Source organism: Bacteroides mediterraneensis (genome assembly GCF_900128455.1).
In the GTDB taxonomy this organism is placed as follows: Bacteria; Bacteroidota; Bacteroidia; order Bacteroidales; family Bacteroidaceae; genus Phocaeicola; species Phocaeicola mediterraneensis.
This window is the reverse complement of the sequence record NZ_LT635783.1, coordinates 3,459,384-3,477,262: the sequence shown is the minus strand read 5'-3', so window position 1 is coordinate 3,477,262 and position 17,879 is coordinate 3,459,384. Positions and strand designations below refer to the sequence as shown.

The window sequence follows — 17,879 nt, the reverse complement described above, 5'->3', positions numbered from 1 at the left end:
ATCACTTCACTTTTAGTCCGTCACGTATCATTTTCTTTATCACTTCCTTCAGTTCGCCCAGGTGTCCGGCGCTCACACCGGTGTTCTCGGCTATCCGGGCCAGATGCCCTTCAGCCGTGTCCATCTTCTCCACCACGCTTTCCAGCCGGACGTCCATGCTGCTCCAGTGCTGCAGCCCGCCGGTGAACATGCCCTCCAGCTTCGTGCCCTGGTCCTGCGTCATGGCCGTAAAGCCGCCCGCTTTCGCACTTTGGCTCGTACCGCCCTGCTGCGTCTTGTCATAACCGGTGGCTGCCGCCAGGTTGTCACGCAGGGCAAGGGCTTCATCCATATACTGCATGTACTCTTCCATCAGCGCGTTCCGTTCCGCCTCGGTCAGTTCGTTGTCCTCCATGGCCTTGCCGAACTTCTCCCACCAGCCTTTCAGTTTGTCGCTGTACATCTCACCGATCTTGTTGCTCAGCATCGCCCGCATGAAGTACTCGGATATATCCTCCGCCGCATCCTTGGCACCGTACTTCATGTTCATCAGGTTGTCGATGAAGCTGCTGTACATACCGTCGAACGAAATGCCCGTCAGCCCTTCATACAGCTGGTCGGTCAGTTCCTCCAGCTTGCCGGCCTGGTCTATGTAGTCATCCAGTTTCTCGGTCAGTCGCCCGCCATAGCCTCCCTTACCGGTATTCTGGATTTGCGTCCACATATCCACGTTGCTGCGCAGTGCCTTCATTTCCTCCGGGCTCAGGCTCCACAGGTTCCCGTCCCACTGGCGGCCGATCTGTCCGCTCAGTTTGTCTATCTGTGCCTGGTTGAAACCGCCCCAGTAGTAGTTCCAGCTGTGGTGACTTCCGCTGTAGCGTGCCTGTTCCTTTGCTATCTGCAGATAGTTTGCATTCGTTTCTTTCTGGTATTTATAAGCATCCCGGTAAGCTTCCACCGATTTTGTCCCCTTGCTTGCCTTAATGGTATCGGTCAGGTCTTCGATGGAAGTCTGCAGTTTCTCGTTCCGGTCCGTAAGACGGTCTATAGCCGCCTGCACTTCCCTGGCGTTCCCGCCGATGCCGAACAGTTTGTTGAAACCTCCGAAAGACACCGTGTTCAGCAGTCCTCCGATACCATTCACAAGGGAACCGCCTATCTGTTTGAACAGGTCTCCGCTGAGGATATTGTCGAGTATTCCGGTTATCGCATTGAAAATGGTATCTATCAATGATGAGATAATCGGGCCAATACCGTCTTTCAGCAAATCCAGTATGGAGAGAATGGCCGATATGATTTGTCCGATGACTCCGGCACTTGACAGGGTTTCGGACATCCGGCTGATGGCATCGCCGACCTTGCCTCCGATATTCAGTTTTGAAAGACCGGTAAGCATGTTCTGGATTCCTTCAAATGATCCCTGCAAGGTTCCGCTCGCAAAGCCGTGCAACCCGTCGGATACCATGTTCAACCCGTCAACCGTGTCCCGGGAGGCACTTTTCACCTCCCCGGCAAGCGCCTTCATTTCAGAGGTGGCGTTCAGGTATTCTTCGTCAGCTGAAATGCTGGACGATTGGGCCGTTTGAAGAGCGATTTTAGTACGTTCTATTTCTGCCTGGTTACCGCTTTCAAGAGCCTTGTTGTAATCGGTCTGCGCTGCTTTTAACCGAATGAATGCCGCTTCCTGCTGCAGTTCCGCATTTTGCACGCGTGTTACGGCATCCCCCAAAGCGTGCATCTGCGTTTGCAGCCGGGCAAAATCCAATGTCCCGTTGCCACCGGGGAGCATGCTTTGAATCCGTTCGATGGCATCGTAAACGACCTGCTGGTCTGCGGCTCCCGTTTTTTTGAACTCATCCGTCTTGACATACTGTTTAAGCTCGCCAAGCAGGTTCTTCATCTGGTCTGCAAGCAGACCGGTCAAATCCCCGAACGCTGCTCCCCAGTCTATCTTCTGGGTAAGGGCTTCCATGTCCACTTTGTGCACAGCCGCATCACGCTGCTTCTCCAAAGTCAGCCTTTCTCCCTGGGACTGTGCCTTGCGGATTTTCTCGGCATATTCTTCAGCGATGGCCAGTTTCTGCTGCTGGAAGGTCCCGTATTCCTTCAGATAGTCACGCATGGCTTCCGCCTCTTCCCTGTACACGTCCGCCTCCGCTTTTTTCCTTGACTCGGTGTTTGAGGCACGGGCTTTTTCAAGTTCATCCTGTTGCTCCCGGGTAAGTCCGTTATCTCCGGTGGAAAGACCGGCTTCCTTGTTCTCACGCTTCCAGTCGGCTTCCTGCCGGTTTATTTCTTCTTTCCGGGCGTTATAGTCATATTCGATTTGTGCCAGTTTCTTTTCGGTACCGGCTTGCATACGGTCTATCTCTTCCTTCCGGTTCTCGGCCTGCAGGGCGGCAAGATCCTGCGCCAGCCTGCGCTCTGTGGCAAGCCGTTGCTTGGCTTCCGCTTCCGGATTCTCCCCGGACTGTTCGGGGTCGGTATGTCCGCCGATATTTCCTTTTTTGGCTGCTTCTGCCGCTTTCTTTACCTCTTCCTCCGCTTTTTTCAGATAACCGTCGCGTTTGTTTTCGGCATTTTTCAACAGTATGTCATAAGCTTCCTGATCATGTTTCTTAATGGCAGCCTGTGCATCATAGAACTGCCCGGATTCTGCCATGCTTGACTGCATGATATATTGTCCCCATTTCCCGAAAAAACCCATGGCGCTTTCCGCCTCTTCCGGTTTCTGCGCCTTGATTTTATTCACCTCTTCATCGGCTTCTGCAGCTTTTTTTACAAGGTTCTGGACATTGGCCTGGTGCAGCAGGACCTGTACATAGTCCTCGCTCTTTTGGATAAGGGTATCATACCATTCGGAAAGTGTTTTATAATACCCGAAAGATTCCCCGTACTTGCGGTTCAGTTCCTCTACCTTCGCCTTTTCCTGTTCCTTGCTGCCGGTGAAGTTCTTTATTTCATCGATGACCGATTTCAGTTCGAAGCGGGTACGCACCATCTGGGCACGGCCGTCCTTCTCTATCTCGGTCATTTCCTTGACTGATACGTTGAATTCATCCACGCCTTTTTTGGCACTGAACAGGTTTTTCGTCCAATCCCAGATTTCATCACCGTACATTACCAGCAGCATGATGCCGGTGGTCATGGCCGTCTGCCAGGAAAAGAGCGAGGACAGGACCTGTTTCCATACCGGTGTGCCTTTCTTGCCTGACTTCTGCAGCTCATCGTATTCCTTGCGGGCACGGGCCAGTTCGTCCGTAAAAATCGGCAGGTTGTTGGATATGGCCAGAAAGAACATCTGCGGTCCCATGGCCAAAGAAGGCATTTCACGGGCCATCTGCTGGATGCTGTTGTGAAGCCCGTTGAACTGGCGCTGTGCATTGGGCATGTCTGCAGGGGTGACCTGCACGGATTCCGATTCCTCCTGCAGCAGTTTCAGTTTGCCGCGCAATTCCTCAAGCTGCTTCTCCAGTGCATGGATCTGCGCGATATTGGCACTCTGGTCCAGATTGGGGGCAGCCGTCTCCCCGGCAAGGCGCAGCCTTTCCAGTTCAGCCTCCAGCAGCCTGACGGTATTACGCAGTTCCAGCGCCTCACGTTCGGCCTTGTTCATGCCGGGCGTGAGTTTGTCCTTCATCAAAAATTCAACTTCTACAGGTTTGCTCATTCCAGTTTGCTTTGAAAAAATCCTACTATATCGTTCGCTTCATCCTCGGCGCTGTGTTCCGGTCTGGGAGCACCGTTTCCGCCGCCTTGCTTTTTCCGCACATACCGCGGCGCGTCGCTCAGCATCATGATCAGCGTCTGGTAATTCACCCCATCAAGGATGTAATCCACGCTCCAGCCGGTCGCCGATGCAATCTGCCACACGAAGCCGAAAGGGCTATGGGAACCTTCATACCGGGTTCTTAACTCCCCTTCCTTGCCTGGCTCAGTCTCGGAGTTATCGGGTTCGCCCGCGCTGTCGAGCTGATAATACGCATAAAATCCTTCGTGCCCATCAGACGCTCGAATGTTCGGAACATGGCCGTCAGATAACGCCACTCCACAAAGTTCCGCAGTACCCACGCTGTCACCCCGATGCCCACGTGCCGCGACACGTATCCCCGGCATACCGTATAGGCCAGCAGGCGGCTCACAGCCTTACCATGCTCCGCCACAAAGGCCAGTTCCTCGGTCTTGTCCTTCGGTTGCCAATCGGGTTTGACACCCGTCTTCAGGTATTCCCGCGCCAGCAGAATCTGACCCCGCAGCCTCGGACGCTTCATCGTCACACGCACCTCCACCGGGCGTTTCAGCCACGGAAGCTTCCACCTTTTAAGAGGTACGGACACGCCGCTGTCAAGCAGCGCGTCCGCACACTCCATCTCTATCAGTTGTTCCAGCCGGTCAGCCATACGTTAGCCCTCCTCACTTTGGAGCGATGCTGCAGCCGCGGCTTCCGCCGGCGGCAGCTTGTACTGCCCCCACTCGTCCGGTATTGCTTCCGTATCGAACACGCCGTAAGGCTGCGAACCGTCCTCCGGCATCGCCACTTCGAGCGTAACCTCTATCTTGGAGGTTTCTGTAAGGGTCAGCTTGCCTGCAGGATTGGAAAGCAGCGTGGCGTTGGGAATCAGTACGCTCTGTCCGGACACGAGGGAGAGTTCCCATGGTCCCTGCATGACAAGCACCTCCGACGGGGCTGTCCAGCCGATCGGAGTTTTCTTTTCCGAGTCTTCTTTCTTATAATGCAGGCTGCCGCCAAGCAGTTTGTGCAGGTTCGAATAGTTCATCTGGATCACATTGAACGTCGGGGCGATGCCGCCGTTACTCTGTGGGATGACCAGCACCGGGGCACCCTGCACCTGTTCGGCCTCGATCTTCGCGGCCTCGGGTTTCTTGCCGCCCAGGTCAAACGAGTTCTTTTCAATATACCCGATTGTGAAATCCTTATACTTTACGGCTCCTATGCCGTACATGAAATTCTTGTTCATCGTTTATAAAGTTTGATGGTTAATAACACACCGGCCAATAAGCCGGCCAATACACCTGTGATAAACGTCCGCATCCGGTTCGGAGGGCGTTTTTCTACCGTTTGAACGTCATTTGAAATTTCGCTCTTGGTTTCGCTACGGATGCGCGCCAGCTCTTCTTCATACCATAGCACCAGCTGCTGCAGACTGTCACACGAGGCTTCGGCCACGATGTTCCCGCTGTCGTCGCTGCCTACGGTCAGATTCGCCTGTCCGCTCTTGCCACGGTACACGGCACCTTCAGGAAGTTTACGGAGGCTGTCCGCAGGTATAGACAGCTTCACCGAACTCGCCGGTATACCCGCCATCACCAGTCCCGCCCGTCGGCTTCCGCTCGCGCTGTCGGTGCTTGCCGATTCCGTCTGTATCTTCTCCACCGTCGTGCTCTTCCTGCTGCTTGCGCAGCCCGCCAAGCACAGGACAGTCATCATGATGGCGGCAACTGTTGGCAGTGTCAATGGCCTTGCGCAGTCGCGCCATTTCGCGCTTGTTGGCCTGCAGGTCTTTTCTTGTTGCATTCAGTTCTTCTTTTAAGGGTACCACAATATTGCTCACCAAAACGCGAGTGGCATGTTCTGCGTTATCCACACGCACACCCTCTGCGTCGGCTTCGGCTTTCATCGCTTCCGCTTTCGCTTTCCTCACCGTAGCACGCAGGGAACCGATGGCTGCTGCAGTGCCCACAAGGCCGCCGCTAAGAATAATGTTCATGATCTCGCTAAAGTCCATACCACCCGTTTTTTAGTCAGTCAACCTTTTATTCTGCTTCCTCGCGTTTCTTTCGGAATAGTCCGATAACCCATTGCACCAGTCCCGTGTCGGCTACCCCATTGGCTACAAGTGAGGCACCAAAACCATAGAGCAAGGCAATGTCCCAGCTCACATCACTCACAAATCCGGCATCAAGCCACCACAGTAGCATCGCGCACACCAAGCCCACACACCAGCTCACCAGCTGCGTCACCCAGCCTTTCATGTTGGGGAACAAACCTTTCAACCCTTCAGTAAGCACCACCACACCGCCGACGAAACCGGCAAAGGTGCCAATCATTGCGTCATAGTCCGTTGCCGGAACATCGGCCCCTTGGGCCATCACAGCCGATACTGTTCCCAGCATCAGCATCATAAACAGCATAATTCGTTTCATTGATTGCTTCTTTTATTATTGGTTAATACCTATTTCTTTCAGCCATTTCTGTACATCGAAACTGGGGCAGGCTTTGGCCGCCAGCTCGTTGTGTCCCACAATGCGCACATCCGGGAATCTGCGATGGAAGTCCTTCACATACTTCTCCAGTGCCTTTTTCTGGCAGCCGGTGCGGGTGTCCTTCGGGGTCTTGCCGTCCTTGGCCACACCGCCGGCATACACAATGTGGCGGCTCACGCTGTTGTACCCCTTGGCTCCGTTGGTCACTTCCCAGGGATCCACCTGCGCATCCTCGTTGTTGTTCACCAAGCGTTCCACACCGCCCTGCAGGTGGAACAGGTCGGTGTAGCCCACCTGTTTCCAACCTCTGCCACCCTGGCTTACGGGCGAAGTGTGCCACTTCCGGATGTCCGCCGATGATACCTCACGCCCCTCCGGGGTTGCCGTACAGTGAATTACCAGATACTTCAATTTTGCCATACCATCTTATCCTTTCTGGTTTTGGGTAATGGTAATCTTGGCCGTCTTGCTGCGGTCGGCATTGAGCGTAAGGGTCAGTGTACCGGTTTTCTGACTGCCACTGTTTGCACCGGCCGAAATCTTCACGCCTTTATCCGTCGCTTCCACCTTGAAGCCGGCAGGGGCACTGCCTATCTCATATTCTCCGCTGGCGGTCACGGTCACTTCTTCACTGCCACCGGTTGCCTCAAGGGTCACACTGGCAGGGTCAACTGAAATCTTCTTCTCGCTCGCCTTGAACACGGGGTTGCTTCGCTTGTCCAGCACCACCACTTCTTCACCGAAGGCAATGTTCGTGTCAGCCTTCATCAGCATCTTGAAGAAGTACAGTTCGCTCGCGTTCGAGATCTTGTCAATCTGAATCACGTCTTCATCGTCCTGCAGGTTCACAGCCGCAAACAGGTTGCCGCCGGCATCGGGCGAACAGAGGGTGCACACAATCAGATCATCGGGCCAGGCCGCAAGCGTCTCAATGGTAATGCCCTTGTAGCGACGGGCATTCACATCGGTTTCGCTCGTGTTCTTGGACTCGCGCTGGGTCAGCTCGTCATCATACTTGTCAAAGTCGTTCACGCTCATCAGAATGCGGAGGTCCGGGTTGTTGCGGATGGCCACGGGAATCTTCGCACGCATGGCTTTCAGTCTGCCCAGCATGGTCGATTCTGCGCTGTCCACCACAATCACCTCAGTATCCTTGGCCATCTGGGTCAGGATGCCGTTAAACAAGTGGTCGTCATCATCCCCATATTCACCGTTCACATAGTGGTCACCCAGTTCAAACTGTACCCGCTTGGCCAACTCGGCAAGCAGGGCGTTCTGCGCTTCGGGCGGAAGTTCCGAGAATACCAGGTTGCCCTTCGGCTGCCATTTGCGCCAGATGTTCTCGAACGTGCGGGGGTTAAACACCGTAAAGGCCATGAAGTCCACCGGGTCAAGACTCTTTTCGTCGTAGTTGAAGTTGCCCTTCGAATCCTCCACGCCGGGGTTCTCCTTGCGCTTCTGGAGCATCTTGCCGGTCTTCAGGCGCGGCAGGCTGATTTTCTTCTCCACACCGGGAATCACCATGATCAGCCCCTTTTCCACAATCTCATTGCTCGTAGCGGCAAGCGTCAGCAACTGTTCCAGTACCTCGCCGCTGTAATTCGTGTTTCTTACAATTATTGCCATAGTTCAATCACTTTTTACGTTTGTCCTTAATTTCTCGCATACGCCTGTTCCAGGGGCTTTCTTCACCATTCGGTTCCAGATGCAGGTCTTCCATCACACGGCGCTTTACCGGCAGTTGGGCCAGGGCCTTTTCGCCGTTCTCGCGGTCATTGGCCAAAAGGTTTTCGTAGATGGGGCGGGTAGTCGCATCAATGCGACCGTCCTGCTCGGCTGCGTCAAGCAGCTGCTTGCGGGCGGCAAGGTCTTCGGCTTCAGCCTTGTCTTCGTAGGTCTTCACCTTGGCCTTCAGGTCGGTGTTCTCTTTCGTAAGGATAGGTACCTTGCCTGCCTCTTCCTCCAGTTGGTCCATCAGGCGGAACACATCCGCATCACTCGCGCAGTCCTTGAAGCGCGGGCGTTTCTTTACGTCTTCCAGATTCATGTCTTCTCTGTTTTTTTGTGGCTCAACGAGCCGGTTATTGAATAAAGTATATATCTGCGCCGGTGTACTGTCTGCCGGCACGGGGTCTGCATCATAGATGTCGTCTATGAAACCAAGGTCCAGGGCTTCCTTGGCGGTCAGCCAATGGTCCTCGCCGTCAAAATAGGTCTGTTTCACTTCTTCCTTGCTCATGCCCAGCCGCTCGGCATAGATTTCACTCAAGCTGCCTTCCAGGCTTTCTATCTCTTCCATGCAACGCTGCAGGTCCTGCTTGTTGCCGTAACACCCGCCGCTCACACTGTGCAGCATCAGACGGGCATATTTGCTCATTTCTACGGGCTTGCCGCAAAGGGCTATCACACTGGCCATGCTGGCGGCTATGCCATCCACATAAATGCGGATGTCGGCCTGGCTATGGCGCAGGGCGTTGAATATCGCAATGCCGCTGTACACTTCCCCGCCGTTGCTGTTGATACGCACATGGATGCGTCGGCTCACGCGTTCGGCTTCCATCAGTTCCTGGGCTATGCGCCCGCTTTGCACCTCCGTATAGTCTCCGATGTCCCCGTACAGGAATATCGTACTGGTGCCGTCGTCACTCGTTGTAATATTGAAAAATCTGCTCATCGTCATGTCTTTACCAGCGGTTTCCCCGCCTTTCGATGGTGCGAAAATAGAACATTCCCATGGCACCAAGAAACCGCGTCCGCATCATAACGTTTTCTGGCGTTATCATAACGCTGTAACCCGTCATCATGCGTACGCGCTTTTACAAACCCCGCTTTTTCATGCAATTTTGTAACGTGATTTACAACTAAAAAGGACGATTTATGGCAGATTTGACGAATGCCCAGAAAAAGGAATGGGCAAAAACTTTGTACCTCAAGGAAAACCTCACACAGCAGGAAATCGCCGACCGGGTGGGCGTGTCACGGGTGTCCGTGTCCAACTGGGTACGGGCCGGGAAGTGGGAGGAACAGAAGGTGGGGCTTACGCTCACAAGGCAGGAACAGGTGGCTAACCTCTACCGGCAGGTGGCCGAAATAAACAAGGCCATCGCCGAACGGCCCGAAGGGGAACGGTTCCCCTCATCCAAGGAGGCTGACATCCTCGGGAAACTGTCGGCGGCCATACGCAACATGGAGCAGGAAGTGGGCATTGCCGACATCATCAGTGTCCTCACCGGGCTCATCGACTGGGTACGGGCGGCCGACCTCGAAAAGGCAAAGGAAATTACACGCCTGGCCGATGCGTACATTAAAGACAAATTATAAAGGGATAGACAATGAAACAGACTGACAGACTCGCTCTCCTCGATTGGGAGAAGTACAAAGAAGACATCGCAAGGGCTACACCGGTCGATAGGAACATGACGGCAGCCGAACGGGAAAAACACCGGGAATATCTTGAGAAACATCCCATAGAATGGATCAAGTTCTTTTTTCCGAATTATGTCAAATATGAATTTGCCGACTTCCAGAAAAAGGCTATCCGGCGGATCATTGCACACGATGAATGGTTTGAGGTGCTTTCTTGGAGCCGTGAGCTGGCCAAATCCACCGTCACCATGTTCATCGTCATGAATCTCACGCTTACCGGACGCAAAAAGAATGTGATTCTGACCTCCAACAGCAAGGACAATGCGGTGCGCCTGCTCGATCCCTACCGGGCCAATCTCGAAGCCAACGGACGCATCATGGCATACTACGGCAAACAGGAACTGCCGGGCTCATGGACCGAGGATGAATTCACCACCAAAGGGAAGGTCTCTTTCCGCGCACTGGGTGCCGGACAATCTCCGCGTGGTTCGCGAAACGAGGCCATACGTCCCGACGTACTGCTGGTCGATGACTTTGATACGGACGAGGATACCAAGAACCCGGACATCATCCAGAAGCGCTGGGACTGGTGGGAAAATGCGCTGTATCCCACAAGGTCCATTTCCGAACCTACACTGGTCATCTTCTGCGGAAACATCATCGCCAAGGACTGCTGCGTGGTGAGGGCGGGCGAAATGGCCGACTCCTGGGACATCGTGAACATCCGCGACAAAAACGGTTTTTCCACATGGCCGGAAAAGAACTCGGAAGAGGACATCGACCGCACACTGTCCAAAATATCCAAAAAGGCGGCACAGGGAGAATATTTCAACAACCCGATTTCCGTGGGAGAGGTATTCGAAAACATTGCATACGGCAAGGTTCCGGCACTCTCCAAATTCAAGTTCCTCGTGGTGTATGGCGACCCGGCACCGGGCGAAAGCAAGGGTAAGAAAGGCAAATCCTTCAAGACGGTTTCGCTCTGTGGCAAATTGGGTGGCAGGCTTTACGTCATCAAGACTTTCCTGGCACAGGCGCTCAATGCGGAGTTCATTGACTGGTATGTCCGGATGCTTGAATTTGTCGGGGGCAAGACCAATGTCTATTGCTACATGGAGAACAACAAGCTGCAGGACCCTTTCTTCCAACAGGTGTTCAAACCGCTGGTGGCAAAAGTACGCCGCGAACAGAAGATTGCGCTGTTCATCCGGGGCGACGAGGAGAAGAAGACGGACAAGGCTACGCGCATCGAGGCCAACCTTGAACCGCTCAACCGCGAGGGGAACCTCATCCTCAACGAGGCTGAACGGGACAATCCGCACATGAAGGAACTGGAGGATCAATTCAAGTTGTTCACCCTGACCATGCGCTATCCGGCCGACGGACCGGATGCGGTCGAAGGGGCGAACCGTATCATTGACGAACTGATCAGGCGCATTGAACCGCCCGTATTCCGATCACGGAAGGATGTAAGAAAACGGAATAAGAAAAGATTATGACAACTCTAAAACAATAGGACTATGAGCAAATTTGTTGAACTTACCGATTACGATGCGAGCATCCACCGAGACATCCTCGACGCACTGGTTCGCGAAGACGAAACGGTCATTGAGGTTTGCGAGGACAGGGCCATTGCCGAAATGCGGTGTTATCTGGGCAAACGCTACGACTGCAACAAGATTTTTGCAGCCACCGGCGAGAACCGTAACCAGCTCGTGCTGATGATGGTCATCGACATGGCGGTCTATCACATCTTCTGCATCCACAACCCGCAGAAACTTTCCCAGGTACGCAAGGATCGTTACGAACGGGCGGTGGAATGGATGAAGGCGGTGGCCGACGAGGACATTTCAATCGAAGGGGCTCCGCTGCTGCCCGAGGAACAAAGGGCGGGCAGGTCGGATTTCCGCATTCAAAGCAACCGCAAACGAACGAACCACTGGTAAAAAGCAAGCATCATGAAAAAGAAAAACAGAAAAAACAACAAAGCCGGCATCATCACCGTAGGGGGAAACTTCACGTTGCCGGGACAAAAGAGACCGAATGTGATTGTGCTCACACAGCCCAAACGCTTCGGGCTGGACATTTCCGACTACATGGCAGCCGTAAGGGTGGCCGAGAATGTCGATTTCTCGCGACGTTACAAACTTTATGACCTCTACGAGGACATTCTGATGGATACCCACCTTTCCTGTGTGCTCGAAAAGCGAAAGAATGCCGTGCTGTGCTCCAACATGGAATTCCGGGTGGACGGGAAGCCCGACGATAAAATCAACGAACAGATACAGTCGCCCTGGTTCAACCGGCTGGTGGGTGACATCCTTGATGCGAAATTCTGGGGCTTCTCGCTCTGCCAGTTCTACAAGCTGCAGGAGTGGGTGGATTATGACCTGGTACCACGCAAGCATGTGGATCCGGTCAGGGAACTCATCCTGCGCCACCAGACGGACATTACCGGCCATTCCTGGAATGAATATACCGACCTGCTGTTTGTGGGTTCACCGTCCGATTTGGGGCTGTTGGCCAAGGCTGCACCTTGGGTCATCTACAAACGTAACACTACGGGCGACTGGGCACAGTTCTCCGAGGTATTCGGCATGCCTATCCAGGAATATATCTATGATTCCGACGACGACGAGTCACGCCAGCGGGCCATGGAGGATGCGGCCAATGCCGGAAGTCTGGCGCAGTTCTTCCATGCCAAGGACACGGAACTCAAACTCACGGAAGCCGGAAACAAAACAGGGTCTGCCGATGTCTATGAACGCCTCTGCGAGCGGTGCAACAACGAAATTTCCAAACTGATACTGGGCAATACGCTGACCACCGAATCGTCCGAAAAAGGCACGCAGGCTTTGGGTACGGTTCATAAGAAAGTAGAGGACAAGGTACTGGAGGCCGACCGGAAGTACGTGCTCAACGTGCTGAATTACGACATGACGGACATTCTGCTGCGCATGGGCATCAACACCGAAGGGGGTACGTTCTGTTTCCCCGAACCGAAGGAAACGGATGCCGGTACCAAAATATCCATCCTCACGCAGCTGAAGAAGAACTTCAACATCCCCATCGACGACGACTATCTCTATGAGGAATTCGGTATCGACAAACCGGCCAATTACGAGCAGCTGAAGGCGGAACAAAAGACGGCTGAACAAGCCGACCAGATTCCAAGCCCGAAGAAGGAGCCGGAGCCAGCGAATAAGGGACGGGATGATGAACCGACACCGAAACAGAAAAGAAACTTCCGGAACTGGCTCAAAGGTTTTTTCGTGAAAGCCCCGGCAGACGGGGCAGCTTTAGACTGGTAGTCGACAGACTGTATGCGGCTGATAATGGCAGCATCTCCATGGAGTTTGACTTCTCCGAAGAGGTGCTGCGGCGTGCCTTGCTGAACATATACAGCAGGGACTTTCATCCGGCAACCGAAATCGAAATCAACCTGTTCAATGAAATATGGGCAAAGATGGACAAGGCGGCAAAGGAAGGGTTCAGCAAATCCAAGGCCATTACTCCGGACGAGGATTTCAGAAATGCCATACTCCGGAACAATGCCGTATTCTCGGCATTCAAGGTACATCGTATGCAGAATGACATGGCACGACTTTTATTGGATTCAAACGGCATTTTAAAACCGTTCGACAAATGGGTACAGGAAGTCTTGCCCATTGCTTCCCATCAGGTTCGTCACTGGCTGCGGACGGAGTATGATACGGCGGTCATCCGGGCGCATCAGGCGGCTGACTGGCAACAGTTCCTGCGCGAACGCGATATTCTGCCCAACCTCAAATGGCTACCGTCCACCTCCATTCATCCGGGGGCTGACCACCGCCCGTTCTGGAATACCATCCGGCCGATTGATGACACGTTCTGGAACATCCACCGACCGGGCGACCGGTGGAACTGCAAGTGCGACCTCACTGCCACCGACGAGGAGCCGACACCACTTCCGGACGAAGACGACAAGAACAAGCCCCAGCCCGGACTGGATAACAATCCGGGAACGGACGGCAAACTGTTTTCCGACAATCATCCATATCAGGCAGAAGCCCACAAGGGTGCCCAAAAAGCGGTGGATAAACTTATGGCCCGTATTGACGAGATGATTGCGGAAATGCCGGACTACCTTACCGGGGAGGAAAAAATGGCCATTGCCCGGAACAACCTCGAAATGGAAAAGGCTCTTAAAATCAAAAAAGGAAAACCTATGGATGTGGATAAGGCGGACAAACAGAATGCAAATCCCAAACATGTGGAAGAGTATATTTTGGATTCCAAAGGAATATACCGCGATAAAAGGGGAAACAGATACCGGAAGAACAGCGATTACGATAAAAAACGGGATACTCCATACAGTATCAACTGCCAGACTTGCGCACCGGCATACGCTTTACGATTACGTGGATGGGATATTACCGCCAAAGGCAATGTCGCAGGGTCTAAACTTGAATATCTGAGTAATGGACGTGCTTTTGAAGTCTGGAAAAACACCGACGGTACTCCGGCGCAACATATAAGTATAAACAGCTGGCTTGCGCACAAAGGATACCTGAAAATGACCCCTAAAAGGTACATGGAGTATTTCAATGAGGTATGTAAGGAAGAAGGCGTGTATGAATTGTGCATCGGCTGGAAAAGTGGAGGAGGTCATGCTACAATCCTGCAACGGTTTGCGGATGGTGAACTAAGGTATATCGAACCCCAAAGCGATAATTCTGCCGGTTCAGGAATGGAATGGAAAGACGTAAAATATTTATGTGAAATAGGAGCTGCGACTTCCCACAACTGCAGGGGAGTCCTGAGAATTGACAATAAGCTATTCGATGTCTCCTTCCTCGATATTTTCGATACATGAATCGATAACGTCAAGGGATAACGGACCGGTTATTTCGGTTGCGTCTTTACCGTCATACAGATAGACGAAAGGATAACCGGTACAGGAGTCCCCCGGAAACTTGAACACATAGGCTTCCTGGCCTTCATAAATACCAAGGTATTCGAAGGTGTCACCGTATTGCTCAATAAGTACACGGGCCTCGTTCTTTACTTGTTCCGGTATATTCATAACGCATAAAAGGCATATTGGAAGCCTCGGTTGCAAAGTTATAAATTATTCTTGAATTACTGATGATTATGGACATAAAAGATTTTACGGAAATGATAAAGCGGAAACGTGACAGGCTGGACAGTATGATGCGCCGCAAAATGCCAGTCATGGTAGGACGAATGGCCAAAGACCATTTTCAGGATAACTTCCGGCAGGGTGGATTTGTCAATGGCGGTCTTCACCCTTGGCCCAAAGCCAAACGGCTGTCCTCGGGAGGTTCCGATGCCGCCAGCAATTATGGAACGCTGCTCTCCGGCAGGAAACATCTGTTCAAATCGGTCGGATATACACCTGCAGACTACCGGGTAAGGGTATTCAACGAGGTGGTCTATGCACCCATCAACAACTGGGGCGGGGAAATCGATGTCACCGTCACAGACCGCATGAGGCGCTTTGCATGGGCCAAGTTCTACAAGGCTTCGGGAAAAAGAAAAAAAACCGGCACAGGGCAAAAGAAACGCGTCAAACGACGTTCCAAGCCGAAGGAACTGAATCCGCAGGCACAGTTCTGGAGGAACATGGCGCTTACCCAAAAAAAGAAACTGCACATCCGCATCCCGCAGCGCCAGTTCATGGGCGAAAGCGAAGAATTGAACCGGCGTATCCGGGAAAAGGTGGACCAGGAAATTACCAACATTTTAAACCAATAACGATATGGACGAAATTTTTATCGCAATCATGGAACAGATTGCACAGGAAATGCCGGAACTCTCTCTCATCGACGAGGACTACGGACAATTGGAAATGGGAGCAGAAGAAGACCAGTACCCGGTCACTTTCCCTTGTGTATTAATCGGAAATACAAACTCCGACTGGCACGACCTCGGATACGGGGCACAGAAAAGCGAATCCGCACTGACCGTCCGGCTGGCCATCGATTGTTACGACGATACAAGCTACGCATCCGGCACGTATGACAAGGTGAGGGAAAGGCAGCAGCTGGCCAAGAAATTATACAAGTCGCTGCAGTGTCTGCAATGCACGGACAACGCTTCGCCGCTGGTACGCGAGAAAAGCCGTTCGTATGCCATGCCGCATTACATCAAGGTCTATGAAATGACGTTCTCATTCACACTGCACGATGAATCGGCCATGCCGTCATCTTATGGGGAATAGTTCCAGCTGGGCGGCAGTCAGACGGGGGGCTTTCACCTTGGGAACAGGCTTCAGATTGTAGTCTGTTCCCTCACGTGATTTCCGGCGGATGATGGTCATGATACGTTCCTCGGATATAAAGAATTCGCGCTCCGACAACACTTTTAAAGCATCGTCGAACCGCAACCGCTGTATTTCTGTCCAATAGTAGTAACGACGGCATAGTGCCTCGTCACGCAGCTTGATCAGTTCTTTATCCCGTCCTTTGCCCATACATTTTATTTCTCTTACAAAAATAACTGATTTCCATCTATTTTAAGAACAAAAGCGCCGCAATTATAACAACTGCGGCGCTTTCTGTTTATAGGGTTAACGGGTTTCGGCTACAAACGGCAGAAACTGGGTTCAATGCGGGTCCATACGCCGTTTTCAGGGTTGCGGCGGCTGAAGTAGTAGTTGGTGGCATTGCGCTGCACTACATTAGCTTCCTTGAACAGGCGCATGATGTCTGCATACTCTTCATCGAACTTATCTTCCAGTTCATACAGCTTTGAAATGCTCTTGTAGTCCAGGTCGCCCATCTTGTTGCGCTCCAGCAGGGTCATGGCCATCTGATACATCGGATCATCAGAACCTTTCTCGCTGTTCTGCATGTAGCGCTTCAAATAGTCAATCAGACGGTCGGCTGCCATGTCGGCTCGTTCATCGAAGCCTTTCACCTTGTTGCTTTTCACTTCCAGACGGAAGTCTCCGTCCGTAATGGTATAGCTGCGCTGTTCGTCGCTTTTCACCTGGCCGTATTCCTTCATCACCTTGGTAAAGGCATCGGCTTCTTTTTCCAGCCATCCGCGGAACCCGGTCACGGCATTCACCATCTCAAGAACGTTGGTCTTTACTTCGTGCATAAACTCACCGCGTAATGCCTCGTAAGTTTCACGACGGGCGATGCGGTCTTCTTTCTCTTCTTGCTGCAGCTGGGCCATGAGGGCTGCTCGCTGTTCTTTACTCAGGGACTTGATGTCCACACTTTGATTGTTCTTTTCCATTTTAAATCATTTTAGTTGTTAATCAGCTATTACTTTGTCATCCTTCAGCAGCAAAGCGAATGTCCTGTCTCTTTCTGCTTTGGTTTCAAACTTCTTGTATGTCTTCCAGCCACCGTTTATGCCGGTACACATCTTTATCCTCGGGCCTGGATAATCATCCTTTCGTATTATACAGAACCCCGCTTTTATCAGCTTGTCTTGGTCATCTATCCTCATAATCATCCTGCTTTTCCGGTTCATCGTCTATCAGCATGGCCTCCCCATTGGCATACGCCCAGTCGGCCAGTTCGTTGAAAAACTCCGCTGCATCCTGGTTCTCCATATCGGATGTCGTAAGGGTCACGTCTTTTCTTATGCGCTCAAGCGCTTCATGTGCTTTTTTATCCATATTGCTCTATTTATCGGTTAAACCTCCTTTTCGTTGGATAGCCCGCAGTTTGATGGCCAGTTGTTCCAGCTCGGCTGTACTAACCTGAACAAAGGGCTTGCCGGCTATCCGGGGGTTGTTGCAGAATTCGTTCACCCGGTTCCAGTCGGTGGTGTCTATACCCAACTGTTGCATCAGCTTCAGGCAGACGCTGCGTTTCCGTCGCAGTTCCTCGCGAAGTTTCTGCCGCCATTCGTCTTGTCCGCTCAGTTTCTCCAGAGCAGTACAACAAACTTCATACTCCTTGGCCGTCATTTCCTTCAGACTGTCTGTCCGGTTCCACGTGTACTGCAGCACGATTTGTTTTTTGAATTCCTCCCGATCGCCCTGATAAGGCAGTTTGTTGAACAATGCATAGAACCGGGCGAAATTGGTTACTTCCTGTGCCATATCATCCTTTCACTTTTTTCTCCACTGAAAGAATTGCCAAACTTATCATCATAAGTTTTACAGACTGGCTGTCCTCTTCAAACAAATCAATATCCGCAACCACAGGCTCACCGCTCATGGTGTTCCATATTTGCTCTACCTCTTTCGTCTTCTTTTGATTCATCAAAAAGAGATACGCGTCATACTCGGAACGGTCAAATTCAAATACGACCTGAACTTTCTGTTTTTCTTCCATACATTCACT

The 17,879-nt window shown here is 52.3% G+C and carries 24 protein-coding genes; 7 read left to right on the top strand and 17 right to left on the bottom strand.

Features of this window, described 5'->3' with window-relative positions:
- Position 1 precedes the first annotated feature (1 nt).
- The 10 genes from BQ7480_RS14965 to BQ7480_RS14920 are packed head-to-tail and all read right to left on the bottom strand — an operon-like array spanning position 2 to position 8,878.
- Positions 2 to 3,649 (bottom strand): phage tail family protein, encoded by a 3,648-nt coding sequence (locus BQ7480_RS14965; RefSeq protein WP_072543474.1) that lies wholly within the window; start codon positions 3,647 to 3,649, stop codon positions 2 to 4.
- Positions 3,646 to 3,852 (bottom strand): hypothetical protein, encoded by a 207-nt coding sequence (locus BQ7480_RS14960; RefSeq protein WP_007562496.1) that lies wholly within the window; start codon positions 3,850 to 3,852, stop codon positions 3,646 to 3,648. Before BQ7480_RS14960 ends, BQ7480_RS14965 begins: the two co-directional genes overlap by 4 nt.
- A 38-nt stretch (positions 3,853 to 3,890) precedes the next feature.
- Positions 3,891 to 4,379: a hypothetical protein gene (locus BQ7480_RS14955; RefSeq protein ID WP_072543473.1), complete on the bottom strand. Its 489-nt coding sequence runs from the start codon at positions 4,377 to 4,379 to the stop codon at positions 3,891 to 3,893.
- Between the two features lie 3 nt (positions 4,380 to 4,382).
- Positions 4,383 to 4,958, bottom strand: coding sequence for a hypothetical protein (locus tag BQ7480_RS14950; protein WP_005798256.1), 576 nt, complete (start codon positions 4,956 to 4,958; stop codon positions 4,383 to 4,385).
- Positions 4,955 to 5,281, bottom strand: a complete 327-nt coding sequence (locus BQ7480_RS14945; RefSeq protein WP_224205180.1) for a hypothetical protein — start codon at positions 5,279 to 5,281, stop codon at positions 4,955 to 4,957. The genes BQ7480_RS14950 and BQ7480_RS14945 overlap by 4 nt, the downstream gene beginning before the upstream one ends.
- Positions 5,247 to 5,726, bottom strand: coding sequence for a hypothetical protein (locus BQ7480_RS14940; protein ID WP_007562503.1), 480 nt, complete (start codon positions 5,724 to 5,726; stop codon positions 5,247 to 5,249). The genes BQ7480_RS14945 and BQ7480_RS14940 overlap by 35 nt, the downstream gene beginning before the upstream one ends.
- A 28-nt stretch (positions 5,727 to 5,754) precedes the next feature.
- Positions 5,755 to 6,144, bottom strand: a complete 390-nt coding sequence (locus tag BQ7480_RS14935; RefSeq protein WP_007562505.1) for a hypothetical protein — start codon at positions 6,142 to 6,144, stop codon at positions 5,755 to 5,757.
- Between the two features lie 15 nt (positions 6,145 to 6,159).
- Complete coding sequence (locus BQ7480_RS14930) at positions 6,160 to 6,624, bottom strand: N-acetylmuramoyl-L-alanine amidase (RefSeq protein WP_007562507.1); 465 nt, start codon at positions 6,622 to 6,624, stop codon at positions 6,160 to 6,162.
- Between the two features lie 6 nt (positions 6,625 to 6,630).
- Positions 6,631 to 7,830 (bottom strand): BACON domain-containing protein, encoded by a 1,200-nt coding sequence (locus BQ7480_RS14925; protein WP_007562509.1) that lies wholly within the window; start codon positions 7,828 to 7,830, stop codon positions 6,631 to 6,633.
- A gap of 7 nt (positions 7,831 to 7,837) precedes the next feature.
- Entirely contained in the window at positions 7,838 to 8,878 is a 1,041-nt protein-coding gene (locus BQ7480_RS14920; protein ID WP_022199168.1) for a head maturation protease, ClpP-related, read from the bottom strand.
- Positions 8,879 to 9,081: 203 nt separating this feature from the next.
- Here BQ7480_RS14920 and BQ7480_RS14915 point away from each other — a divergent pair, with 203 nt between their 5' ends.
- From BQ7480_RS14915 to BQ7480_RS14895, 5 genes are read left to right on the top strand one after another with little or no spacing between them, the layout of a single operon-like run.
- Positions 9,082 to 9,525, top strand: coding sequence for a helix-turn-helix domain-containing protein (locus tag BQ7480_RS14915; protein ID WP_007562513.1), 444 nt, complete (start codon positions 9,082 to 9,084; stop codon positions 9,523 to 9,525).
- 11 nt (positions 9,526 to 9,536) lie between these two features.
- Complete coding sequence (locus tag BQ7480_RS14910) at positions 9,537 to 11,069, top strand: hypothetical protein (RefSeq protein ID WP_007562515.1); 1,533 nt, start codon at positions 9,537 to 9,539, stop codon at positions 11,067 to 11,069.
- A gap of 21 nt (positions 11,070 to 11,090) precedes the next feature.
- The gene (locus tag BQ7480_RS14905) at positions 11,091 to 11,516 is read left to right on the top strand and encodes a phage protein Gp36 family protein (RefSeq protein WP_007562516.1); all 426 of its coding nucleotides are present in this window, start codon (positions 11,091 to 11,093) and stop codon (positions 11,514 to 11,516) included.
- Between the two features lie 12 nt (positions 11,517 to 11,528).
- Positions 11,529 to 12,881, top strand: coding sequence for a phage portal protein family protein (locus BQ7480_RS14900; protein WP_007562517.1), 1,353 nt, complete (start codon positions 11,529 to 11,531; stop codon positions 12,879 to 12,881).
- A 38-nt stretch (positions 12,882 to 12,919) separates the two neighbouring features.
- Positions 12,920 to 14,425 carry a toxin glutamine deamidase domain-containing protein gene (locus tag BQ7480_RS14895; RefSeq protein ID WP_007562518.1) on the top strand — a complete coding sequence of 502 codons (1,506 nt, stop codon included), beginning with the start codon at positions 12,920 to 12,922 and terminating at the stop codon, positions 14,423 to 14,425.
- Here the strand turns inward: BQ7480_RS14895 and BQ7480_RS14890 are convergent.
- Complete coding sequence (locus BQ7480_RS14890) at positions 14,387 to 14,635, bottom strand: hypothetical protein (RefSeq protein ID WP_007562519.1); 249 nt, start codon at positions 14,633 to 14,635, stop codon at positions 14,387 to 14,389. The genes BQ7480_RS14895 and BQ7480_RS14890 overlap by 39 nt on opposite strands.
- A 68-nt stretch (positions 14,636 to 14,703) precedes the next feature.
- Between BQ7480_RS14890 and BQ7480_RS14885 the strand changes: the two genes are divergently transcribed.
- Both BQ7480_RS14885 and BQ7480_RS14880 read left to right on the top strand, forming a co-directional pair.
- Complete coding sequence (locus tag BQ7480_RS14885) at positions 14,704 to 15,327, top strand: hypothetical protein (RefSeq protein ID WP_172772470.1); 624 nt, start codon at positions 14,704 to 14,706, stop codon at positions 15,325 to 15,327.
- A gap of 4 nt (positions 15,328 to 15,331) precedes the next feature.
- Positions 15,332 to 15,793, top strand: a complete 462-nt coding sequence (locus tag BQ7480_RS14880; protein WP_007562523.1) for a hypothetical protein — start codon at positions 15,332 to 15,334, stop codon at positions 15,791 to 15,793.
- Here the strand turns inward: BQ7480_RS14880 and BQ7480_RS14875 are convergent.
- The 6 genes from BQ7480_RS14875 to BQ7480_RS14850 all read right to left on the bottom strand — a co-directional run bounded on the left by BQ7480_RS14875 (position 15,776) and on the right by BQ7480_RS14850 (position 17,870).
- A complete protein-coding gene (locus BQ7480_RS14875; RefSeq protein ID WP_007562525.1) occupies positions 15,776 to 16,045 on the bottom strand; it encodes a hypothetical protein in 270 nt (89 codons plus the stop codon). The two genes, BQ7480_RS14880 and BQ7480_RS14875, sit on opposite strands and share 18 nt — an antisense overlap.
- Before the next feature lie 110 nt (positions 16,046 to 16,155).
- Positions 16,156 to 16,818 carry a DUF3164 family protein gene (locus tag BQ7480_RS14870; RefSeq protein ID WP_007751532.1) on the bottom strand — a complete coding sequence of 221 codons (663 nt, stop codon included), beginning with the start codon at positions 16,816 to 16,818 and terminating at the stop codon, positions 16,156 to 16,158.
- An 18-nt stretch (positions 16,819 to 16,836) separates the two neighbouring features.
- Entirely contained in the window at positions 16,837 to 17,034 is a 198-nt protein-coding gene (locus BQ7480_RS14865; protein WP_007562529.1) for a hypothetical protein, read from the bottom strand.
- Entirely contained in the window at positions 17,021 to 17,206 is a 186-nt protein-coding gene (locus BQ7480_RS14860) for a hypothetical protein (RefSeq protein ID WP_007562531.1), read from the bottom strand. Before BQ7480_RS14860 ends, BQ7480_RS14865 begins: the two co-directional genes overlap by 14 nt.
- Positions 17,207 to 17,212: 6 nt before the next feature.
- Positions 17,213 to 17,635, bottom strand: coding sequence for a hypothetical protein (locus BQ7480_RS14855; protein ID WP_007562532.1), 423 nt, complete (start codon positions 17,633 to 17,635; stop codon positions 17,213 to 17,215).
- 1 nt (position 17,636) lies between these two features.
- Entirely contained in the window at positions 17,637 to 17,870 is a 234-nt protein-coding gene (locus BQ7480_RS14850; protein ID WP_007562534.1) for a hypothetical protein, read from the bottom strand.
- Positions 17,871 to 17,879 lie beyond the last annotated feature (9 nt).

Bases quoted from the DNA above. Each gene is read 5' to 3' on its own strand.
- BQ7480_RS14965 (WP_072543474.1), bottom strand. From the start codon at position 3,649: ATGAGCAAACCTGTAGAAGTTGAATTTTTGATGAAGGACAAACTCACG.
- BQ7480_RS14955 (WP_072543473.1), bottom strand. From the start codon at position 4,379: ATGGCTGACCGGCTGGAACAACTGATAGAGATGGAGTGTGCGGACGCG.
- BQ7480_RS14950 (WP_005798256.1), bottom strand. From the start codon at position 4,958: ATGAACAAGAATTTCATGTACGGCATAGGAGCCGTAAAGTATAAGGAT.
- BQ7480_RS14940 (WP_007562503.1), bottom strand. From the start codon at position 5,726: ATGGACTTTAGCGAGATCATGAACATTATTCTTAGCGGCGGCCTTGTG.
- BQ7480_RS14935 (WP_007562505.1), bottom strand. From the start codon at position 6,144: ATGAAACGAATTATGCTGTTTATGATGCTGATGCTGGGAACAGTATCG.
- BQ7480_RS14930 (WP_007562507.1), bottom strand. From the start codon at position 6,624: ATGGCAAAATTGAAGTATCTGGTAATTCACTGTACGGCAACCCCGGAG.
- BQ7480_RS14925 (WP_007562509.1), bottom strand. From the start codon at position 7,830: ATGGCAATAATTGTAAGAAACACGAATTACAGCGGCGAGGTACTGGAA.
- BQ7480_RS14920 (WP_022199168.1), bottom strand. From the start codon at position 8,878: ATGAGCAGATTTTTCAATATTACAACGAGTGACGACGGCACCAGTACG.
- BQ7480_RS14915 (WP_007562513.1), top strand. From the start codon at position 9,082: ATGGCAGATTTGACGAATGCCCAGAAAAAGGAATGGGCAAAAACTTTG.
- BQ7480_RS14910 (WP_007562515.1), top strand. From the start codon at position 9,537: ATGAAACAGACTGACAGACTCGCTCTCCTCGATTGGGAGAAGTACAAA.
- BQ7480_RS14905 (WP_007562516.1), top strand. From the start codon at position 11,091: ATGAGCAAATTTGTTGAACTTACCGATTACGATGCGAGCATCCACCGA.
- BQ7480_RS14900 (WP_007562517.1), top strand. From the start codon at position 11,529: ATGAAAAAGAAAAACAGAAAAAACAACAAAGCCGGCATCATCACCGTA.
- BQ7480_RS14895 (WP_007562518.1), top strand. From the start codon at position 12,920: ATGGAGTTTGACTTCTCCGAAGAGGTGCTGCGGCGTGCCTTGCTGAAC.
- BQ7480_RS14890 (WP_007562519.1), bottom strand. From the start codon at position 14,635: ATGAATATACCGGAACAAGTAAAGAACGAGGCCCGTGTACTTATTGAG.
- BQ7480_RS14885 (WP_172772470.1), top strand. From the start codon at position 14,704: ATGGACATAAAAGATTTTACGGAAATGATAAAGCGGAAACGTGACAGG.
- BQ7480_RS14880 (WP_007562523.1), top strand. From the start codon at position 15,332: ATGGACGAAATTTTTATCGCAATCATGGAACAGATTGCACAGGAAATG.
- BQ7480_RS14875 (WP_007562525.1), bottom strand. From the start codon at position 16,045: ATGGGCAAAGGACGGGATAAAGAACTGATCAAGCTGCGTGACGAGGCA.
- BQ7480_RS14870 (WP_007751532.1), bottom strand. From the start codon at position 16,818: ATGGAAAAGAACAATCAAAGTGTGGACATCAAGTCCCTGAGTAAAGAA.
- BQ7480_RS14865 (WP_007562529.1), bottom strand. From the start codon at position 17,034: ATGAGGATAGATGACCAAGACAAGCTGATAAAAGCGGGGTTCTGTATA.
- BQ7480_RS14860 (WP_007562531.1), bottom strand. From the start codon at position 17,206: ATGGATAAAAAAGCACATGAAGCGCTTGAGCGCATAAGAAAAGACGTG.
- BQ7480_RS14855 (WP_007562532.1), bottom strand. From the start codon at position 17,635: ATGGCACAGGAAGTAACCAATTTCGCCCGGTTCTATGCATTGTTCAAC.
- BQ7480_RS14850 (WP_007562534.1), bottom strand. From the start codon at position 17,870: ATGGAAGAAAAACAGAAAGTTCAGGTCGTATTTGAATTTGACCGTTCC.